Below are 18,846 nucleotides of genomic sequence, written 5' to 3'. Positions count from 1 at the left end.
AAGACCGTCCGGTTAGCGTTGGGCATGAGTTCAAAAGCTCTTGGTGATCGGCTGGGCATGACCGCACAGGGCGTACGTAAACTGGAACAGGCAGAGGCAGATGGCTCCATATCCCTCAGGACCCTTTCCCGACTCGCTGACGGTTTGGATTGTGAGGTGCACTATGTGCTACTGCCTCGGACAAAATTGTTGGATCAGGTGCTCAAGCGTGCGCATGAGCTGGCTGGCAGTACCTGTGAATTGCCTATTGAACCTGAGATGCTGGACACTTTCACTACGCTTTTCGCGCAGGTGAATCGACGAGGTTTTTGGTAAGTGTTTGGTGGCACACGGGCGCAGCATATTTCGGAGCCACTATCGATGGTCTTCGTCTGGCAGCACACCCTACTGGGCCTACTGTCAACAACGGTTCTGTAGTCAAAAATTTGCAGTGACACACGTATCAGCTCCGCGAACGCTCCAGCGAACCGGGTTTGATCGGAAATCCGGCCGTCATGAAAGTGGGTGATCCATGCCCCACTGCACTCCGCCCAGCCGGCCAACGGGTAAACCACCAGTCAGTACACGTGTGACAGCACAAACTGCGCGTCAAACGAGGCCGGGCGATCCGTCACGAGTGCTGTTAGCACGTGGCGTGAATAACGCACACCACTTTCACTTTTGAGTACGCAGACGCAGTGCATTGGCAATCACGGATGCTGAACTCAAACTCATCGCGAGCGCAGCAATCAAGGGCGACAGCAGCCAGCCCGTCAACGGATACAAGATGCCGGCAGCGACGGGTATCCCCAAGGCGTTGTAGAGAAACGCAAACACAAGGTTCTGTTTCATGTTGCCCACAGTCGCTTCAGAAAGTGACCGTGCGGTCGAGATGCCTCGCAAGTCACCTTTGACTAAGGTCACCTGAGCGCTGTTCATTGCCACGTCTGTGCCGGTGCCCATGGCAATGCCGACGTTCGCCTTGGCTAATGCAGGCGCATCGTTGATGCCGTCTCCGGCCATCGCAACGACTCTCCCTTCGGCCTGCAGCTTTTCGACGAGCCTCAACTTGTCGGCGGGTTTGACCTCACCGTGCACTTCCTCGATGTTCAGTCGTGCCCCTACCGCTTTGGCTGTGGTTACGCCGTCGCCTGTGGCCATCACGATGCGCAGGCCCGAGGCCCTTAGCATGGTCAAGGCCTCCGGCGTGCTGGCTTTCACTGGGTCAGATACGGCCAACAGGCCTGCGAGCGCGCCATTTACGGCGAGATACATGACGCTGGCGCCTTCTTTGCGCAAGCCTTCGGCCTGCCGAATCAGCGGCGACACGTCCACCCTCAACTGCTCCATCAGTGCGGTGTTGCCAAGTGCCACGGAAGCGCCGACCACGAGGCCTCTGACGCCTATGCCGGTTCCAGACTCGAATTGCTCAGGCTTTTCCAGTTGGTAGCCGCGTTTCCGAGCTGCCGACACAATGGCTTCTGCAAGGGGGTGTTCACTGCCTTGGTCAAGGCTCGCCGCTGTGCGAATTACAAACTCTTCAGTGACTCCGGGCACCGGGATGGCCCGGTCAAATGCCGGACGCCCTTCAGTGAGGGTGCCAGTCTTGTCGATGATGAGGGTGTCTACCTTTCTGAAATTCTCAATGGCAGCGGCATCCCGGAAAAGCACGCCCTGGGTTGCGCCTTTGCCTGTGGCGACCATGATGGACATCGGTGTAGCCAGACCCAACGCGCACGGGCAGGCAATGATGAGCACCGAAACAGCATTGATGAGACCGAACACCCATCGGGGTTCTGGACCAAACAGGCCCCATCCAAAAAAAGTGAGCAATGCGATAGCCACAACCGTGACCACAAAATAGCCTGCCACCACATCGGCCATCCGCTGCATGGGCGCGCGAGAACGCTGCGCTTGGGCAACCATCTGGACAATCTGCGACAGCATTGTGGCCGAGCCAACGCGTTCAGACCGGATGACCAGGGCCCCGTTGGTGTTCATGGTCGCCCCGATGACCTTGTCTCCCGGGCGCTTGGTCACGGGAACCGGCTCGCCGGTGAGCATGGATTCGTCGACAGCGCTGATGCCTTCGGTGACCACGCCATCAACCGGTACCTTCTCGCCGGGCCTGACGCGAAGTGCATCGCCCACATGGACGTGGGTCAGTGGTACGTCTTCTTCGGTGCCATCGTCTCTAATCCGTCGGGCGGTCTTCGGTGCCAATCCCAGCAGTGATTTGATTGCTGCTGATGTTTGCGACCGAGCTTTGAGTTCGAGAACCTGGCCCAGAAGTGTCAAGGAGATGATGACGGCTGCCGCTTCGAAATACACCCCAACACGCCCCATAGAGATGAAGGAATCGGGAAACACCTCAGGGGCCACTGTTGCCACGACACTGTACAAAAACGCCGCACCAGTGCCCAAACCAATCAAGGTCCACATGTTCGGACTGCGATTGACGATGGATTGCCAACCGCGTTCGAAAAACGGCCACCCAGCCCAGAGCACGATGGGCAGCGACAAGACCAACTCAATCCAGGGCTGAGTGCCTACATCGAACCACCCCAGTTGGTGCCCGAACATGGCCAGTACGGTCACGACCACGGTGAACGGCAGGGTCCACCAAAAGCGTCGCTGGAAGTCGACCAGCTCCGGGTTCTCCGAATCGTCGAGCTCAGGGATGACCGGCTCCAAAGTCATGCCGCACTTTGGACAATTGCCGGGATGGTCTTGCCTGACCTCCGGGTGCATCGGGCAGGTGTATTCCGTGCCGGTTGCGGCGCCTTGGCTCGGGGCTGCGGGTGGTGCCTGCGGCGGTTTCGGCGCATGGTGCTGATGCGCAGAGTGGGCATGTTCAGCCGAATGAGTGCCGTGGTCATGGCTCCCATGGTTTCCCTGCGATGACGACGTATGCCCATGGCTTGAGACCGCTCCCTGCGGCTTGAGCGTCATGCCGCATTTCGGGCAATTGCCAGGATGGTTTTGTTGCACCTCCGGGTGCATCGGACAGGTGTAAACCAGGGCACCTTCCCCATGAACATGGGTGTGGTCGTGCTCAGCGCTACTCATGGCGTGTCCTTTTTCGTGGGCTCTCCGGTCGGTGCCGCTGGGTTGTTTCCATGGTGGCCACCATGACCTCCGTGTCCGCCATGGCCATGAAACAGGTGCATCAGCGGGCAGGCGAGCAAGAATAAATAGGTCCACCAGCCAGACAGGTGAGTCCAGTGTTCACGAATCAGGTAGAAGGCGGCGATGGCGCCCACCATCGCGAGTGCGGTGGTGCCTGGAGACCATCTGCCTTGGCTGCTTTGATGTCCGTCTTGTCCATGCTCGTGTTCGGTGCCCATGGCAGTCTCCTGAAAATGACAAGTGTTGAGAGGTTTGGCTTGAGGCGGCGTAGACGCCTCCGCCATCCATGAGCCTTCAGGCAACTCGGAAATTGACCATCATTCCCTTGTCCTCATGCTCCAGGTTGTGGCAATGGAACATGAATGTCTGTGCGCCAGCATGCGGATGCTTGAAGTCAATCGCAAGTCGCACTGACTCGCCTGGCCATACCAGTACCGTGTCCTTCCAGCCCAGGTCGCTCGCAGCTCGACCAAAGCGGTCAACTGCCAGCTCAGCTTGCTGTTTCGGACTGGCTTGTCGGCTCAACACCTGAAAGACAAAGCCATGGATGTGCATCGGATGCGGCATGCCTTGGCTCTCGTTTTGCAACTCCCAAATCTCCACGTCATTGCGACTGACGGTGGCAACTACTTCGCTCATTTGGAATGTCTTGCCGTTCAACAGCCAGTCCTTGCCATTCCAACCCAGCTTCCACGGCCGAGCCTTAGCTCTCGACACCTGGATGTCGTCGAAGCGGGAGAGCACCTCGGGTAGGGGGACCGGTGTGGAGACAACCTTGCCGTCCACGGCGATTTTCAGCAGAGGAATCTCCGCGCCATCGGGCCAGTTGATGGTCGCACCGCTATCACCGTGGCCAGCATGACCACCCTCCTGGTGCATGGGGTCAAAGGCCAAGCTCTTGAGCATGACAAACTGACCAGCAGGAATGTCGGCCAGGTTCAGCAGCACGTCGAGCCGTTCGCCGGGTGACAGGAACGCGCGTTTGGTCGTCTGTGCGGCTCGCAGCAGCCCGGAATCCGTGCCAACGACAGCAAATGGAAGGCTGCGCTCCCCATGGAAGAAGACCAGGTTGAAAATCCGAGCGGTGGAACCATTGAGCATGCGCAAGCGGTACCAGCGCGGGGTGGCTTTCAGCAGAGGGGCGACGGTCAAATTGACCAGCACCTCATTGCCCAAGTAGCCGCCTTTCCATTCCTCGTCGGTCGGACGGTAGACTAGTTGTCCGTCAGCGTCGACACGCTTGTCCTGAATGACGAGCGGAAGGTCGTTGTCGCCCAGCTTGAGCCCGAGCTTGTCTCGGAAAGCTTGTTCCTCATCGTCGTCGACAAAGAAGAGGCCAGCCAAGCCCGAGTAGGCCTGACGCGCGGCCGAAGCGTGTGGATGCGGGTGGTACCAGTACATGCCAGCTCGATTGCGAACCTGGAAGCGGTATTTGTATTCCCCGCCTTGAGGCACCGACAGCTGTGGCCCCCCGTCAGTTTGTCCATCCACCAGCAAACCATGCCAATGGATGATGGTGGGCTCCGTCAGGCCGTTGGCGAGCATGGCCTCTACAACCTGCCCTTTTTTTGTCAGTAGGGTGGGGTTAGCCCGTTGGACGCCGCCTTGTTCGCTTCCATAGACCAAAAGGCTTGCCGGTGATTTGCCAGGTACCACCGGTTGCTTGGTACCGCCCACCGTCAGACGCAGCGGAGCTTGAACCGCCATTACACCCAGCAAGCCGCTGTTGCCGGGCACAAACAACGGGTTGGTGAACGCATCAGCGGCCCGGGTCACGGGCGATGGAAAGACCGCCTTGGCGACCTCAGGTTGTGAGACGTGTCCCGCATGGCTCGTGTGGTCTTGGCTTTGGGCAAACGCGGTGCTCAGCGGCGAAATCAGCAGAGCCCAGCCAGAGACGCCGCCAATGTGCAGAAATGTTCTTCTGGAGGTCACTGGTAGGGCCTCACTGCATGCGGTCCATCATCATGCGCATCATGGATTCCATCATCTCCATGCGCTTTTCCATCATCTGATGGCGCTGCTGCATGCCCTCCATCATGGGCATCATGCCCCCCTGGCCCCCAGGCATGCTCGGAGCCATGGCATTGGGCTGGGGAGGTACTCCAGGAGTGGCGGGAGCAGCGCCCATCATTCCCATGCCGCCCATGCCGCCCATGCCGCCCATGCCGCCAGGCGACTTCATCATGTCCATCATGCCCATGCTGTCTTGCATCGTTTTCATGTGTTCGGCCATGACCGCACGGCGCTCCTCGGGCGTCTTGGCGGCGGCGAGTTTTTCACGCATCGCTCTCATGGCCTGCATTTGCTTCTCCATCGCAGCCATGCGGTCGCTCGAAGCTGGTGCGGTGGCGGCTGGCGCTGCAGGCACTGGGGCAGGTGCTTGAGCAGTTGATGCGGGGGCGGAGCCCGCAGGATGATGTTGGGTGTGGTCAGCCGGAGTGGTTTGTGCAATGGCGCTCATCGAGCCCAAAGAAAACAATGCAGCGACGACGACAGTGGACAGCTTGAACATGACATTCTCCTGATGACAAAAGGGCGCTGCTGGAGCAGCCGTGACAGTGTCAAGTTGCGAAATCGACGGTACCAAGTTCGCAAGTTGACAAGGGGCTGTCACTGCCATTGACTTTAGGCGGCTTAACTCGCGCTTCACATGACTTGAAGATTACGAAATTGTCATAATTGCCCCTCGGACTTGATGCAAGTCAAATCCTTGTGCATCACCGGAAGCACTATTCGTTAGCCCAAAAACGAAATCCCTCGCTGCCGGGAGGCAGGAGGGACTCAAATCCGTGACGTCGAGGGCTCAGCGTCAGGCGCGCGCTACGTCAGTCCAGGCGCTGACTCTTTTCACTTGGCAGCTTCAATCCCGGTAACGAGCATCTGGCCGTTGGCGTTTTCGGCCATGAATTTGACTTTGTCGCCGACTTTCAGACCCGTGAGCAGCGCCTTGTCTTTTGCGGTGAACACCATGGTCATGCCCGGCATGTCCATGTGCTTGATTTCACCGTGTTTAATGGTGACTTTTCCGGTTGCCAAGTCCACCTTGCGAACCTCACCGTCGGTCATGGAGGGCATCTTTGCCATGTCCATTTTGCTGTGGTCCATCGTGGCCTGGGCTTGAGCAAGCATTGGGAACAAGCCACCTGATGCGAGGGCCAGGAGCATGCCCGCTTGAACGATTGACTTTTTCATGGGGTAGTTGACTTCAAAAGTTGAGGGGAATGTTCACGGTATAGGTCAGTTTCACTTTTTGGCAACCTTGACCATGCCCTTCATGCCAGCCTCGTAGTGGCTCGGCATCAGGCAGGCAAAGTTGACATCGCCTGCCTTGGTGAACTGCCAGATGATGGTTCCCGACTTGCCTGGGGCGAGCGTGACCTTGCTGGGTTCGTCATGCTCCATGTCGGGGAACTTCTTCATCTGTTCAAGGTGCTCCAGCAACTCTTTTTCGGTACCGAGGCTGAGTTCGTGCTTGACCTTGCCAACGTTCTTGACGACGAACCGAATGGTCTCGCCCTGTTTTGCTTGAATCTCTGCAGGCGAATAGGTCATCGTGTCACGCATCTCGATGGTGATGGTGCGGGTGACCTTTGATGCAACGCCAGGCTTGCCAATGGCGGTCTCCTCGTCCGCATGTCCATGGCCGCCAGAGTGACTACCTGCTGCAAAGGCAGCTCCAGACATGGCGAGTGCAGCTACCAGGGAGGCACGGGTGAAAGCGCGTGTGTTCAGGCTCATAAATTCTCCAGGTTCAAGTGGGTTGGGCGGGGAAGGTTCAATGCTCGGTGTGACGTGTGGGCTTTCGGGCCTTCACGACGGTTTGCTTCTTAGGCGTCTCGGCCAGAGGCATCGATTGACCACCCTCTGACTTGAAGCGGGCCGGTGCCTCAAGAGGGCCGGTGTATTCATGGGCAACGGTGCCTTCGGGGTGCTTGAACCAGCCAGGGTCTTTGTAATCTCCCGGCTTCTGGTCTTTGCGTACTTTCAGGACACTGAACATGCCACCCATCTCGACCGACCCGAACGGTCCTTGGCCCGTCATCATGGGAGCGGTGTTGTCCGGGAGCGGCATTTCCATTTCCGCCATGTCTGCCATGCCCCGCTCGCCCATCACCATGTAGTCGGGGATGAGGTTGCGAATCTTTTGAGTCATCCCCCTATGGTCCACACCAATCAGGGTAGGGACGTCATGGCCCATGGCATTCATCGTGTGGTGGCTCTTGTGGCAGTGGAATGCCCAGTCGCCCTCTTCATCGGCAAGAAACTCAATCTGGCGCATCTGACCCACGGCAACGTCCGTGGTGACTTCATACAAACGCGTGCTCTTGGGGGTGGGCCCCCCATCTGTGCCGGTGACGAGAAACTCGTGTCCATGCAGATGAATCGGGTGGTTGGTCATCGTGAGATTTCCAACGCGGATACGCACCTTGTCATTGAGCCGCACATTGAGCGAGTCGATGCCGGGAAAGATGCGGCTGTTCCATGACCACAGGTTGAAGTCGAGCATCGTCATGATTTTTGGCGTGTAGCTGCCAGGGTCGATGTCGAAGGCATTGAGCAGGAAGCAGAAGTCGCGCTGCACCTCGTCGATGAGCGGGTTCTTGGTTTTGGGGTGCGTGACCCAAAAGCCCATCATCCCCATCGCCATCTGCGTCATCTCATCCGCATGAGGGTGGTACATGAAGGTGCCTGGCCGCCGCGCCACGAACTCATACATAAACGTCTTGCCAGGGGAAATGGCTGGCTGGTTCAAACCGGCCACGCCGTCCATGCCGTTGGGAAGACGTTGGCCGTGCCAGTGAATGCTGGTGTGTTCCGGCAGCTTGTTGGTGACGTAGATACGCACGCGGTCACCCTCGACGACCTCAATGGTGGGGCCAGGGCTTTGGCCGTTGTACCCCCACAAGTGGGCGCTGAAGCCTGGCGCCATTTCGCGCACCACCGGCTCGGCGACCAAATGGAACTCCTTGACCCCCTGGTTCATCCTCCAAGGTAGTGTCCAGCCGTTGAGTGTCACAACGGGGTTGTATGGTCGCCCAAAATTGGGGACTAGTGGTGCGCTGGTTTCGGCCGAGGTCTGTATCACCGGCTCTGGCAGGGCCGCCATGGCGACCTTGCTGACCGAGGCTGCTGCGACCGCACCTCCGGCAATGCCGGCAAACTTGAAAAAATCTCGTCTAGATGTCACGTGAGTGCTCCGAATTTTTTAATGACCTTCGGCACCGCCGCTTTGCGCAGCAGCGGGACTGGCGATGGACAAGCCCGTCGGGCGACCGACCAAGGACGCTTGGAGGTTGGCGTCTGCCAGCCAGAATTGCTGCTCGGCATTGATGGCCGCCATGACGGTGGACACCTGGTCGCGGGAGTCGGCGAGCAACTCGAAGACGCCGATGAGCATGCCGTTGTATCGAAGCAGGTTTTCGTCGGCGATGGCCTTGCGCAGAGGTACCACTTCATCTCGGTGGTGCCGCGCGATGTCGTAGGCGGTTCGGTAGGCTGAATACGACTCCCTCAGGTGCGAACCTGCGGCACGCGTTACTGCCTCCAGTTGATTGGCCGCTGCCAGCGTCTGGGCTGTCATGGCATCGCGGCGCATACCTCCCCAGTCGAAGATGGGTAGTCGGAGGTCGATTTCGTAGCCACGTGGATTCGATTTGGAGCCGCTGCCGTTGTCGAATACCGTGTCACGGCGCACACCCAGCTCTATGTCGGTGAAGCTGTTGATGGTTTCCAAGCCCTGGGCCTTGGCGCTGACGTTCAGGGCACTCTGCGCGAGCTGAATATCCAGGCGACCGTTGCTCGCGGCCTTTGCCACCTCAGCTGGCTGACGGGCCTGCTTGGGCAAGTCAGGCAAGCGGTCTGGGAGCCGCAGATGTGCTGCCTGTTTGTCATCCAGGCCCAGCAGGCGAATCAGGTCCTCACGGGCAGAAATCTCTTGCTGGTGGGCAGCCGAAAGTCGGGTAGCGGCATCTGCGTAGAAGGTCTGTTGGCGTGCACGAGCGAGCTTGTTGAAATTGCCGACCGCTTCAAGACGGCGGGCCAGTTCTGCGCCTGCCTCGGCGTTTTCGTAAACCTGTTTGGCGTAGGCAAGTGACTGCTTCGCTGCGACCGCGCGGACCCAGCTCTGCCTGACCTGGGTGGTACGGTCGACCACCTCAGCTGCCAGGCGGATTTGGCTTTGCGCAATCCGCTGGTCGGCAATGCCCTTGCGATATGGCAGTGTGATGAGGTCAAGCAGGCCAAATGTCAGGATTCGCCCGAACTCCAGTTCCTCACCTACTCTGACACGCTCAAAGCTGAAAACAGGGTTGGCAATGCGGCCGGATTGAGCTGCCAAAGAAGCATCGGCCCAACTTTGAGCCAACATCGCCTGCATGGACGGGCTGTTGAGGAGTGCGAGCTGTACCGCCTCTTTTTGACCCACAACCGAAGTCAGGAGTTTCGAGGCGGCCTGCTGGCGGTCGTCACGCTGCTGGTCGGTCTGTGCAAGACTCAAACGGCCCGCAGTGAAGTCCCCGGTCTGAGCGTTGGTCTTCTCCAGGGTTTGTTCAAGATTGACGGACGCACATCCGGCCAAAATGGCGACGGCTGTGAGTGATAGCGCGACTTTGAATCCGGGCACAGTCAAAGGGCTTCTCATTTCTTATCCCCGTGGTGATTGGTGTGCGGGGCGCTGCCACCCGATGCAGCCGGCGCAGACGACGACGGCTGGCTTTGGGACGTTTCCCGGGAGTAATTCCGCCATCCACCAATGCGGCCGACGTTGTCGTTGGCCTCTTTCCACGATTGAATGGATTGAGGTTCGTACGCCTTGTAGTCTCCGATGGGTGACACGTACTCCAGCGCAGGTGCCCCGACCTGGCTGGTTGTTGTGGCGGCGATGCCAACTACGGGTTGCGCCACAACTCCCGAAACTGAGAGCAGGGCACCGAGGCCAAGCAGGCAGCTCGTGCCGCCGACAGCAATTTTTCTTGACACCAGGGTCTCCTTCGATAAATCCGATGAACTTTCGAGGAGCGGAGTGTCTATGGCTTCCCGCTACACAGTGCTGTCGGGAAGATTACATTTCCGTCATCTGAGCCAGAGGTGCCCACCCAAGGTGCAAACTCGATGCTGTACTGCGATGCGGAGCTGACTCGTGAAAATCCTGATTGTTGAAGACGAGCCCAAGACGGGCGATTACCTGCGCCAAGGCTTGCGCGAGGCAGGATTCACCGTGGACCTGGTGGCCAATGGCCTGGATGGCCTTCACCTGGGTGCCGAGGTCAGCTACGACCTCGTCATCCTAGACGTCATGCTGCCGGGGTTGGATGGCTGGCAGGTCCTCAAAACTTGGCGCGCCAACGGGAGGCATATGCCGGTCTTGCTGTTGACTGCCAAGGACCAGGTCGAAGACCGGGTCAAAGGGCTGGAGCTGGGCGCCGATGACTACCTTGTCAAACCGTTCTCTTTTGCGGAACTCCTAGCACGCGTGCGCACAGTCCTTCGCCGAGGTCGCCAAGGCATGGAGGCGACCCAACTTAAGGTTCTGGATCTGGAGCTCGACTTGCTCAGGCGCAGGGTGAGCCGTTCTGGCAAACGGATTGAGCTCACGGCCAAGGAGTTTGGCTTGCTCGAACTCATGATGCGCCGCCAGGGGGAGGTGCTGCCCCGTTCATTGATTGCATCCCAGGTCTGGGACATGAACTTTGACAGTGACAGCAACGTCATTGAGGTTGCGATGCGCAGGTTGCGAGCCAAAGTCGACGACGGTTTTGACACCAAGCTCATCCAGACTGTCCGGGGCATGGGTTACGTGCTTGAGGCGCCAGAGGCCGCCTGATGCCGATGAAGACGACATTGACGGTACGGCTTACCGTGCTGTACACGCTGGTTGCTGCCAGCGTGCTTGCGGGCATGGCGGTTCTTGTGTTGATGACAACGCACCAACATTTCGTCGAATTGGACCAAGCCTTCATGTTGGACAAAGCCAAGCTCATCCAGGAGTCAGAGAAAGGCAAACAAGGCCTTGAAGAGGTTTCACAGCGCATCAAGGAAATTGCCGAGAGTCACCATGGCATGTACCTACAGCTTTGGTCGAACAAGGCGCTGGTTGTGGGCTCCTCCGCCCTTGAGGTCCCCCAGTTACTCAGTACTGCGGACAATCCGCCAGGTCAACTGGTCGACTGGGTGGCCAACGGCACATCGCTTAGAGGGCTGTCACAAGATATCGAGCTGAAATCCGACGCAGGTATCGACCAGATGCGCAGCACGGTGACGGCTCGGCTGATTCTGGCGGTTGAGACGCATCACCACGCCATGTTTCAGACCTCACTGGCGAAGACGCTGGCAGTCTTTGTGCTGCTTTCCACGGCACTCAGTGGCTTCCTCGGCTGGTGGGCCGCCCGAACCGGGCTCAGTCCCTTGCGAGTGATGCGGGAGCGGGCAACCAAGGTGACCGCCAGCAAGCTCAACCACCGCATGCCCGTGGGGGAGGTGCCGGTGGAGATGGCCGATTTGGCGACAAGCCTCAATGAGATGCTGGAACGCTTAGAGGCTGATTTCGTGCGATTGCAAGACTTCTCTGGTGACCTCGCCCACGAACTTCGCACGCCACTCAATAACCTGTTGACACAGACCCAGGTGGCGCTGTCCCATCCGCGTGATGCGGCTTCTTACCGCGACACCTTGGCTTCCAACGCAGAGGAGTACCAACGCCTGGCGCGGATGGTGTCAGACATGCTGTTCCTGGCGAAGGCAGACCGAGGGATTGCGTTGCCCAACCCCGAGAATCTGGAACTGTCTGAGGAGGTCTTCGCACTGTTTGATTTTTACGAAGCGGTGGCGGAGGACCTTGGAATCGAACTCAGGGTGGAAGGCCATGGCCAGGTCTTTGGTGACCGGTTGATGATTCGTCGGGCCATCAGCAACCTGCTGTCGAATGCGCTGCGCTATGCCGAAAAGAATACCAAGGTCACCGTAGCGGTGGTCGCCACCGAGCGCGAAGTGACCTTGTCAGTTTCAAACAAAGGCACTCCTATTGGACGCGAGCACCTGTCCAGACTCTTTGACCGGTTCTACCGCGTGGACAAAGCACGTACCCGGCCAGAGTCCGATGGCGCTGGATTGGGTCTCGCGATTACCAGTGCCATCATGCAGGCGCACCGTGGACGAATTGAAGTGGTGTCCGACGCAGAACGCACTACCTTCTCCTTGTATTTTCCATCGCCTGCCCTTGACGCGAATCATGAACAACTTCTTTCCGTGGGGCGGTAGCGGTACCATGTCCGGCAAAACATTGAAGTCCATCAAAGCTCCGAAGTAGACTGAACCGACCCAAGCAAATTCGACATGTCACGACGCGCAACTCAACGGCTGACCGTCACCCTCTGGGTGGTGCTGTCGTTGTTGTTTTCGCAGTTGGCACTGGCGAACTATGTTTGTCCTCCTACGGCCGAGGCGCACAGCGAAGCGATGGCCCTGTCCATGGCACGCGGGGAACCGTGCGAGTCCATGGCGATGGAACGAGATGTTGGGCAACCGGTCTTGTGCCATCAACACTGCCTCAACGCACCGCAATCCTTGGATTCGCCGCAGGTCCCAGTGGTCAGCCTGCCTGCGGCTTTGTGGGTGCTCGTTGTTCCCTTGCTGACCGAGGCGACCGAAGACATCGCCGTTCTCCGTGCAGAAGTCGGTCAAACGCGACCGCCGCCAGACCCCGTTTTCCTCTCCACGCTCAGACTCCGGGTCTGAAAACCCCGTTGACCAATAGGCGTCACCACGGCTTGGCCGTTGGTGAACAACCGCATTGTTGTCTTCGGAGTTTCCATGAAATCGCTTTTGTATTCGGCAGTCATGGGCGCGGCTGCGGCCGTTCCGGCCGCACCCACCATCGCTTCGGCCGCCCCTCTCAGTCTGGCGCAGACGCTTGAGCTTGCTGTCCAACGCTCCAAGGCGGTTGCAGCCGCACGTGCGGGAGCTTTGGCTTCGACCCAAACGGCCCGTGCGGCAGGACAGTTGCCCGACCCGATGCTCAGCGTGGGCATTGAAAACTTGCCTGTCACGGGCCCCGACAGGATGCGCACGACCGCCGAGTCCATGACCATGAAGCGGGTGGGCATCAGCCAGGAGTGGGTGTCTGCCCAGAAGCGGGCATTGCGGCAAGCCTCAGCGATGGCCATGGCAGAGCGTGAGTCGGCTTCGGCTTTGGCCGCCGCCGCCGAGTCGCGACTTCAAGCTGCGTTGGCCTTCGTTGACGCTTTCTACGCAAGCGAAGCCCTCGTGCTGACGAAGTTGAACGAGCGCTACGCCCTGGAAGACTTTGAAGCTGGCAAGGCCCGCTTTGCATCGGCAGGCGCAAGCAGTCAAGAGGTGCTGCAATTGACCGCTGCCCGCGGTGTGGCGGGCGACGATTCGGCGGAGGTCGAGCAGTTGCACGCGTCTGCGCTGGTGACCCTGCAGCGATGGGTGGGCGTGCGGCCCGACGGCTTGGCGAGGCCAGCGTTGCCCGCGTCACTGAATGAGCAGGCCTTTGTGGCGGCACATCCCGCTGTGTGGCAGTCCCAGCGGGATATCGATTTGGCGCGTGCGGAGGCGGCATCCGTGGCCTCCAACCGCAAGCCGAACTGGACCTGGCAAGCCGCGTACGGCCAACGCACGGGGTATGCGGACATGGTCTCGGTCGGGGTGAACATCCCGCTGGCCATTGCGCCTGGCGAGCGGCAAGACCAGGAGACCGCGGCAAAGTTGGCCCTCGTGGACAAGGCCATTGCCGCCCATGAAGAGTCCGCTCGCATGGCGGTTGCCGAGTTCCGGGCTCTGACCAGCGATGCGCACCGGTTGACACAGCGCATCGCGCAGTACCAAAGCGGCGTCATCACCCCGGTCAAACAACGCGTTCAAGCTGCGCTCGCAGGCTACCGCTCCAACCAGGTACCACTGGTGGCCCTCTTTGAGGCCCGCTACGCGGAGGTACAAGCCCTGCGAAAGCTCCTGGACCTGCAACGTGACCTGGCCAAAGTCCAGGCTCTACTCGTATTTAAACCAGTCTCCGGAGGTGCCCAATGAAACACGCCCATGTCGCAGCTTTTGTCCTCGGCGGTGCGTTGCTCGGTACAGGTGGGTACCTGTTGGGCCGCCAGAGCACGGCGCATGGCGACCCGGCGCCCCGGGCAGAGGCCGCAACCTCCGCCAGTGAGCGCAAGGCCCTGTACTGGCATGACCCTATGGTGCCTGGACCAAGATTCGACAAACCTGGCAAGTCGCCGTTCATGGACATGCAGCTGGTCCCGGTTTACGCCGACGACCAAGGGGGCAGTGGTGTGAAGGTCAGCCCCGACGTTCAGCAGAACCTGGGGATACGGACGGCTGTGGTGGCCCGCACCGAAGTGGCCACATTGTTGGATGCCGTGGGCACGGTTCAGTTTGATGAGCGCCTCACCGAGGCCGTCCAAACCCGGGTGAATGGCTATGTTGAGCGGCTGCTGATACGTGCACCCATGGAGTACGTCCGCCGAGGACAAGCGCTGGCCACCATCTTTGCACCAGACTGGTTGGGCCCACAGAACGAATACCTCGCTCTGAAGCGCGCAGGCGCGTCCGAGGAGCTGGTGGCAGCTGCCCGTGAGCGCATCCGGGCGCTGTCGATTCCGGATGCGCTGCTGCTCCAGAGTGAAGCAAGTGGCGTGGCCCAGGCTCGATTCACTGTTACGGCGCCCGTTGGCGGTGTGATTGCCGAGCTGGGTGTTCGGGATGGCGTGGCCGTGACGCCAGGCACGACGCTGTTTCGAATCGCTGGCTTGGAGAGAGTGTGGGTCGTCGCAGAGGTACCGGAAGCCCAGGGCATGAACTTGCGTCGTGGCCAGAAAGCCAGGGCCACATCGCAGGTGGATGCTTCCCAAGCGTTCGAGGGTCAGCTCAAGGAAATTTTGCCCCAGGTCAACGCCAACTCACGCACGGTGCAGGCGCGCTTTGACGTGCCCAACTCGGGCGGGCGACTGGTGCCTGGCATGTTGCTGCGGCTGCAAGTCTCGGGCCCCACCACCGCCCGCCTGGTCGTACCTACCGAAGCCGTCATTCGCACCGGTACGCGGGCCGTGGTCATTGCCCAAAAAGACAATGGCGCATTCGAGCCACGTGAGGTTTCACTGGGCACGGATTTGGGTGACCAGCTTGAAGTGCTTGGCGGACTGCAAGAAGGAGAAAAAGTCGTTGTCAGCGGACAGTTCCTGGTGGACTCCGAGGCCCGACTGAAATCCGTTCTTGGCAGCATGAGCGCTCCGTCTGGTCAGGAGGCCGTGAGTGGTCCACCGAAGGAACCTGCAGCTGTCGGCACGTTCACTGCACAGGGCAAGGTTGAAGACATCGATGCGGAGGGCGTCACCATTTCGCACGGCCCGGTGCCAGCGCTCAAGTGGCCATCGATGACCATGGGATTTGGCAAGACCAAGCCAACAGACTTCCCCGGGCTCAAAACCGGCGACACCATCCAATTTCAGTTCAAGAAGGGTGGCGCGATGGGCTGGGAGCTGCTTTCCGTTCAACCCACGGGAGCGAAAAAATGACAGCTGCGCTGATTCGATGGTCCATCGGCAACCGCTTTCTGGTCTTGATGGCGACGGCGTTTGTGGTGCTGGCGGGCGTGTGGTCCATGACCAGGATGTCGCTGGACGCACTGCCAGACCTGTCGGACACCCAGGTGATTGTGCGAACCCCCTACCCAGGCAAAGCGCCCCAGGTCGTTGAGGATTTGGTCACCTACCCGTTGACGACCACGATGCTGAGTGTTCCGGGCGCGAAGGTCGTGCGGGGCTACTCGTTCTTCGGCGACTCCTTCGTCTACGTCCTGTTTGACGACAAAACGGACCCTTACTGGGCAAGGTCTCGTGTGGTGGAGTACCTGAACCAGGTCCAAAGCCGTCTGCCCGCTGGAGCCAACGCGTCGTTGGGGCCGGACGCCACCGGTGTGGGCTGGGTCTACGAGTACGCCCTGGTCGACCGCACCGGCCAACACGACATCTCGCAGCTGCGCTCGCTCAACGATTGGTTCCTCAAATTTGAGCTAAAAACCGTGCCCGACGTGGCGGAGGTCGCCAGCATCGGCGGTATGGTGCGCCAGTACCAGGTCGTGCTGGACCCGGACCGCATGCGAGCCCTGAGCGTGACCCAGAACATGGTGACAGAGGCTCTGCAGAAGGCCAATCAGTCGGCAGGTGGCTCGGTGGTTGAACTGGCCGAAGCGGAATACATGGTGCGCTCGCGTGGCTTCCTGCAGTCGCTGGAGGACTTCAGGACCATCCCCATCAACGTGGTTGGCGCCACACCCGTCTTGCTGCGCGACGTCGCCTTTGTGCAAATCGGGCCCGAAATGCGACGCGGCATCGCCGAGTTGGATGGAGAGGGTGAGGTCGCCGGGGGCGTGGTGGTCATGCGCTCCGGCAAGAATGCGCGGACCACCATAGGGGCGGTCAAGGCCAAACTGGCAGCGCTGAAGACCAGCTTGCCACCTGGCGTGGAAGTGGTGACAACCTACGACCGCTCCCTCCTGATTGACCGCGCGGTCGAGAACCTCGGATGGAAGCTGCTGGAAGAGTTCGCGGTTGTTGCCTTGGTATGTGCTGTGTTCCTCTTCCACCTGCGGTCGGCATTCGTGGCTGTGGTGACGCTGCCGGTGGGTGTACTGGCGGCCTTCATCGTGATGCAGTGGCAAGGCGTCAGCGCAAATATCCTCTCGCTGGGAGGCATTGCGATTGCACTGGGCGCCATGGTCGATGCATCCATCGTGCTCATCGAGAACGCGCACAAGCACCTTGAGTCGTTCGAGCATGACAACGGACGTGGGCCGACCACCCCTGAGCGCTGGAAGTTGGTGACTGAGGCCTCCATCGAGGTGGGACCGGCACTTTTCTTCTCGCTGCTGGTCATCACCCTGTCCTTTGTCCCGGTGTTCACGCTCGAGGCTCAGGAGGGGCGGCTCTTCTCTCCGCTGGCGTTCACCAAGACCTACGCAATGGCGGCCGCAGCCGTGCTCTCAGTCACGCTGGTGCCAGTCTTGATGGGGTACCTGGTCAGAGGCCGGATACCGGCCGAGGCGTCGAACCCTTTGAACCGGTTTCTCACAGCCGCATACCGACCGGCACTCGAGGTCGTCCTTCGGTTCCCGAAAGCGACCTTGGTGGTTGCTGTTGCCTTGCTTGCGCTCACGCTGGTGCCCATGGCCCGGCTGGGCAGCGAGTTTTTGCCGCCACTGGACGAAGGCGACTTGCTGTACATGCCGTCGGCCCTGCCGGGACTTTCCGCATCGAAAGCCTCGGCCTTGCTGCAGCAGACTGACCGTCTCATCAAAACGGTCCCCGAGGTGGAGCGGGTGTTTGGCAAAGCCGGTCGCGCTGACACCGCCACAGACCCCGCGCCTCTGGAGATGTTTGAGACCACCATCCAGTTCAAACCCCGTGAGCAGTGGCGCGCCGGCATGACGCCGGACAAGTTGATTGAAGAGCTGGACCGGGTGGTGAAGGTCCCGGGTCTTTCCAATGTCTGGGTACCTCCCATCCGCAATCGCATCGACATGTTGGCCACGGGCATCAAGAGCCCGGTGGGCGTCAAAATCGCTGGCGCAGATTTGGCGGTGGTTGATCAACTCACGGGGCAAGTGGAGGCAGCAGTCAAGAAAGTTCCGGGTGTTTCGTCCGCACTCGCCGAGCGACTCACCGGAGGCCGCTACATCGATGTGGATGTGGACCGAGCAGCCGCGGCCAGGTACGGCTTGTCGGTCGCAGATGTCCAGAGCATCGTGTCGACCGCTATTGGCGGAGACAACGTCGGTGAAGTGGTGCAAGGGCGCGAGCGCTATCCCATCAATGTGCGCTACCCCCGTGAGGTTCGGGATTCGCTTGAGCGGCTGCGCACGCTGCCCTTCGTGACGGAAAGAGGCGCACAAGTTCTGCTTCAGGACGTCGCACGCATCACTGTCCAGGACGGGCCTCCCATGCTGCGCAGTGAGAACGCACGGCTGTCTGGGTGGGTTTATGTGGACGTGCGGGGTCGAGACTTGCGCTCTGTTGTCACGGACATGCAGGCGGCTGTGTCCAGCGAGGTGAAGCTTCCAGCGGGGTATGCCCTATCGTGGTCAGGGCAGTTTGAATACCTGGAGCGCGCAACGCAACGGCTGAAGATGGTCATCCCGGCCACACTGGCTGTCATTTTTGTGCTGTTGTACCTGCTGTTCCGTTCTTTCAAGGACGCGACCCTGGTGATGGCGGCGGTGCCGTTCTCGTTGGTGGGCGGCTTCTGGTTGGCCTGGGCGCTTGGGCACAACGTCTCGGTGGCAACAGCGGTAGGCTTCATCGCGCTGGCAGGTGTCGCAGCGGAATTTGGCATCGTGATGCTGCTGTACCTGAAGAATGCGCATGCCCGTCGGCTCGCAGCTGGGGAACCGGACACCAACGAAACGCTGCTGAGCGCCATTCGCGAAGGTGCAGTTCTTCGTGTCCGGCCCAAGGCCATGACCGCTGCCGTGGTCATGGGCGGTCTGCTTCCCATTCTCTTGGGGACCGGTACCGGCTCAGAGGTCATGACACGGATTGCGGCGCCAATGGTGGGGGGCATGGTGACGGCGCCATTGCTCAGCATGCTGGTCATACCTGCTGCTTGGTACCTGGTGTATCGACGAAAAGTCTATGGTGCAAGCTCGGCGCCCGTGGCCGAGCTTGTTAAGCCTGGTGATATACGGGCAACGGATTGAAACGCCCCAGTGCT

15 protein-coding genes are annotated in these 18,846 nt (G+C 59.9%); 7 read left to right on the top strand and 8 right to left on the bottom strand.

The features are described from left to right. A partial coding sequence (locus AAHB17_RS20835; RefSeq protein WP_342132823.1) for a helix-turn-helix domain-containing protein occupies nucleotides 1–315 on the top strand: 315 nt, incomplete at its 5' end. A gap of 339 nt (nucleotides 316–654) precedes the next feature. Here the strand turns inward: AAHB17_RS20835 and AAHB17_RS20830 are convergent. From AAHB17_RS20830 to AAHB17_RS20795, 8 genes are all read right to left on the bottom strand, one after another. Continuing rightward, nucleotides 655–3,048 (bottom strand): copper-transporting P-type ATPase, encoded by a 2,394-nt coding sequence (locus AAHB17_RS20830; protein ID WP_342132822.1) that lies wholly within the window; start codon nucleotides 3,046–3,048, stop codon nucleotides 655–657. Continuing rightward, entirely contained in the window at nucleotides 3,045–3,326 is a 282-nt protein-coding gene (locus tag AAHB17_RS20825) for a DUF2933 domain-containing protein (RefSeq protein WP_342132821.1), read from the bottom strand. The genes AAHB17_RS20830 and AAHB17_RS20825 overlap by 4 nt, the downstream gene beginning before the upstream one ends. Nucleotides 3,327–3,402: 76 nt before the next feature. After that, the gene (locus AAHB17_RS20820) at nucleotides 3,403–5,043 is read right to left on the bottom strand and encodes a multicopper oxidase family protein (RefSeq protein ID WP_342132820.1); all 1,641 of its coding nucleotides are present in this window, start codon (nucleotides 5,041–5,043) and stop codon (nucleotides 3,403–3,405) included. A 10-nt stretch (nucleotides 5,044–5,053) separates the two neighbouring features. Next, complete coding sequence (locus AAHB17_RS20815) at nucleotides 5,054–5,623, bottom strand: hypothetical protein (protein ID WP_342132819.1); 570 nt, start codon at nucleotides 5,621–5,623, stop codon at nucleotides 5,054–5,056. 335 nt (nucleotides 5,624–5,958) lie between these two features. Further along, complete coding sequence (locus AAHB17_RS20810) at nucleotides 5,959–6,303, bottom strand: copper-binding protein (RefSeq protein WP_342132817.1); 345 nt, start codon at nucleotides 6,301–6,303, stop codon at nucleotides 5,959–5,961. Nucleotides 6,304–6,354: 51 nt separating this feature from the next. Beyond that, nucleotides 6,355–6,849, bottom strand: a complete 495-nt coding sequence (locus AAHB17_RS20805; RefSeq protein ID WP_342132816.1) for a cupredoxin domain-containing protein — start codon at nucleotides 6,847–6,849, stop codon at nucleotides 6,355–6,357. Between the two features lie 37 nt (nucleotides 6,850–6,886). Further along, nucleotides 6,887–8,299: a multicopper oxidase family protein gene (locus AAHB17_RS20800; protein WP_342132815.1), complete on the bottom strand. Its 1,413-nt coding sequence runs from the start codon at nucleotides 8,297–8,299 to the stop codon at nucleotides 6,887–6,889. 18 nt (nucleotides 8,300–8,317) lie between these two features. After that, entirely contained in the window at nucleotides 8,318–9,751 is a 1,434-nt protein-coding gene (locus tag AAHB17_RS20795) for a TolC family protein (protein ID WP_342132814.1), read from the bottom strand. 498 nt (nucleotides 9,752–10,249) lie between these two features. On the opposite strand from AAHB17_RS20795, the gene AAHB17_RS20790 reads away from it, so the two are divergent. The 6 genes from AAHB17_RS20790 (at nucleotide 10,250) to AAHB17_RS20765 (ending at nucleotide 18,832) form a co-directional block, all read left to right on the top strand. Continuing rightward, entirely contained in the window at nucleotides 10,250–10,933 is a 684-nt protein-coding gene (locus AAHB17_RS20790; RefSeq protein WP_342132813.1) for a heavy metal response regulator transcription factor, read from the top strand. After that, the gene (locus AAHB17_RS20785; RefSeq protein ID WP_342132812.1) at nucleotides 10,933–12,366 is read left to right on the top strand and encodes a heavy metal sensor histidine kinase; all 1,434 of its coding nucleotides are present in this window, start codon (nucleotides 10,933–10,935) and stop codon (nucleotides 12,364–12,366) included. Before AAHB17_RS20790 ends, AAHB17_RS20785 begins: the two co-directional genes overlap by 1 nt. A 75-nt stretch (nucleotides 12,367–12,441) precedes the next feature. Then, nucleotides 12,442–12,843 (top strand): hypothetical protein, encoded by a 402-nt coding sequence (locus tag AAHB17_RS20780; protein WP_342132810.1) that lies wholly within the window; start codon nucleotides 12,442–12,444, stop codon nucleotides 12,841–12,843. Nucleotides 12,844–12,918: 75 nt separating this feature from the next. Continuing rightward, a complete protein-coding gene (locus AAHB17_RS20775) occupies nucleotides 12,919–14,157 on the top strand; it encodes a TolC family protein (protein ID WP_342132809.1) in 1,239 nt (412 codons plus the stop codon). After that, nucleotides 14,154–15,653, top strand: coding sequence for an efflux RND transporter periplasmic adaptor subunit (locus tag AAHB17_RS20770; protein WP_342132806.1), 1,500 nt, complete (start codon nucleotides 14,154–14,156; stop codon nucleotides 15,651–15,653). The genes AAHB17_RS20775 and AAHB17_RS20770 overlap by 4 nt, the downstream gene beginning before the upstream one ends. Continuing rightward, nucleotides 15,650–18,832: an efflux RND transporter permease subunit gene (locus AAHB17_RS20765; protein ID WP_342132804.1), complete on the top strand. Its 3,183-nt coding sequence runs from the start codon at nucleotides 15,650–15,652 to the stop codon at nucleotides 18,830–18,832. Before AAHB17_RS20770 ends, AAHB17_RS20765 begins: the two co-directional genes overlap by 4 nt. The last annotated feature ends 14 nt before the right edge of the window (nucleotides 18,833–18,846 follow it).

Origin of the sequence: Hydrogenophaga sp. OTU3427 (assembly GCF_038440225.1) — a bacterium.
Classification (GTDB): domain Bacteria; phylum Pseudomonadota; class Gammaproteobacteria; order Burkholderiales; family Burkholderiaceae_C; genus Hydrogenophaga.
The sequence above is the reverse complement of the archived record's forward strand: the minus strand, read 5'-3'. Positions and strand labels throughout refer to the sequence as shown.

What these genes read in the sequence shown, in the direction of transcription:
- AAHB17_RS20825 (WP_342132821.1), bottom strand. Translation starts at nt 3,326, where the DNA reads ATGGGCACCGAACACGAGCATGGACAAGACGGACATCAAAGCAGCCAA.
- AAHB17_RS20795 (WP_342132814.1), bottom strand. Translation starts at nt 9,751, where the DNA reads ATGAGAAGCCCTTTGACTGTGCCCGGATTCAAAGTCGCGCTATCACTC.
- AAHB17_RS20765 (WP_342132804.1), top strand. Translation starts at nt 15,650, where the DNA reads ATGACAGCTGCGCTGATTCGATGGTCCATCGGCAACCGCTTTCTGGTC.
- AAHB17_RS20815 (WP_342132819.1), bottom strand. Translation starts at nt 5,623, where the DNA reads ATGTTCAAGCTGTCCACTGTCGTCGTCGCTGCATTGTTTTCTTTGGGC.
- AAHB17_RS20810 (WP_342132817.1), bottom strand. Translation starts at nt 6,303, where the DNA reads ATGAAAAAGTCAATCGTTCAAGCGGGCATGCTCCTGGCCCTCGCATCA.
- AAHB17_RS20775 (WP_342132809.1), top strand. Translation starts at nt 12,919, where the DNA reads ATGAAATCGCTTTTGTATTCGGCAGTCATGGGCGCGGCTGCGGCCGTT.
- AAHB17_RS20830 (WP_342132822.1), bottom strand. Translation starts at nt 3,048, where the DNA reads ATGAGTAGCGCTGAGCACGACCACACCCATGTTCATGGGGAAGGTGCC.
- AAHB17_RS20785 (WP_342132812.1), top strand. Translation starts at nt 10,933, where the DNA reads ATGCCGATGAAGACGACATTGACGGTACGGCTTACCGTGCTGTACACG.
- AAHB17_RS20770 (WP_342132806.1), top strand. Translation starts at nt 14,154, where the DNA reads ATGAAACACGCCCATGTCGCAGCTTTTGTCCTCGGCGGTGCGTTGCTC.
- AAHB17_RS20780 (WP_342132810.1), top strand. Translation starts at nt 12,442, where the DNA reads ATGTCACGACGCGCAACTCAACGGCTGACCGTCACCCTCTGGGTGGTG.
- AAHB17_RS20805 (WP_342132816.1), bottom strand. Translation starts at nt 6,849, where the DNA reads ATGAGCCTGAACACACGCGCTTTCACCCGTGCCTCCCTGGTAGCTGCA.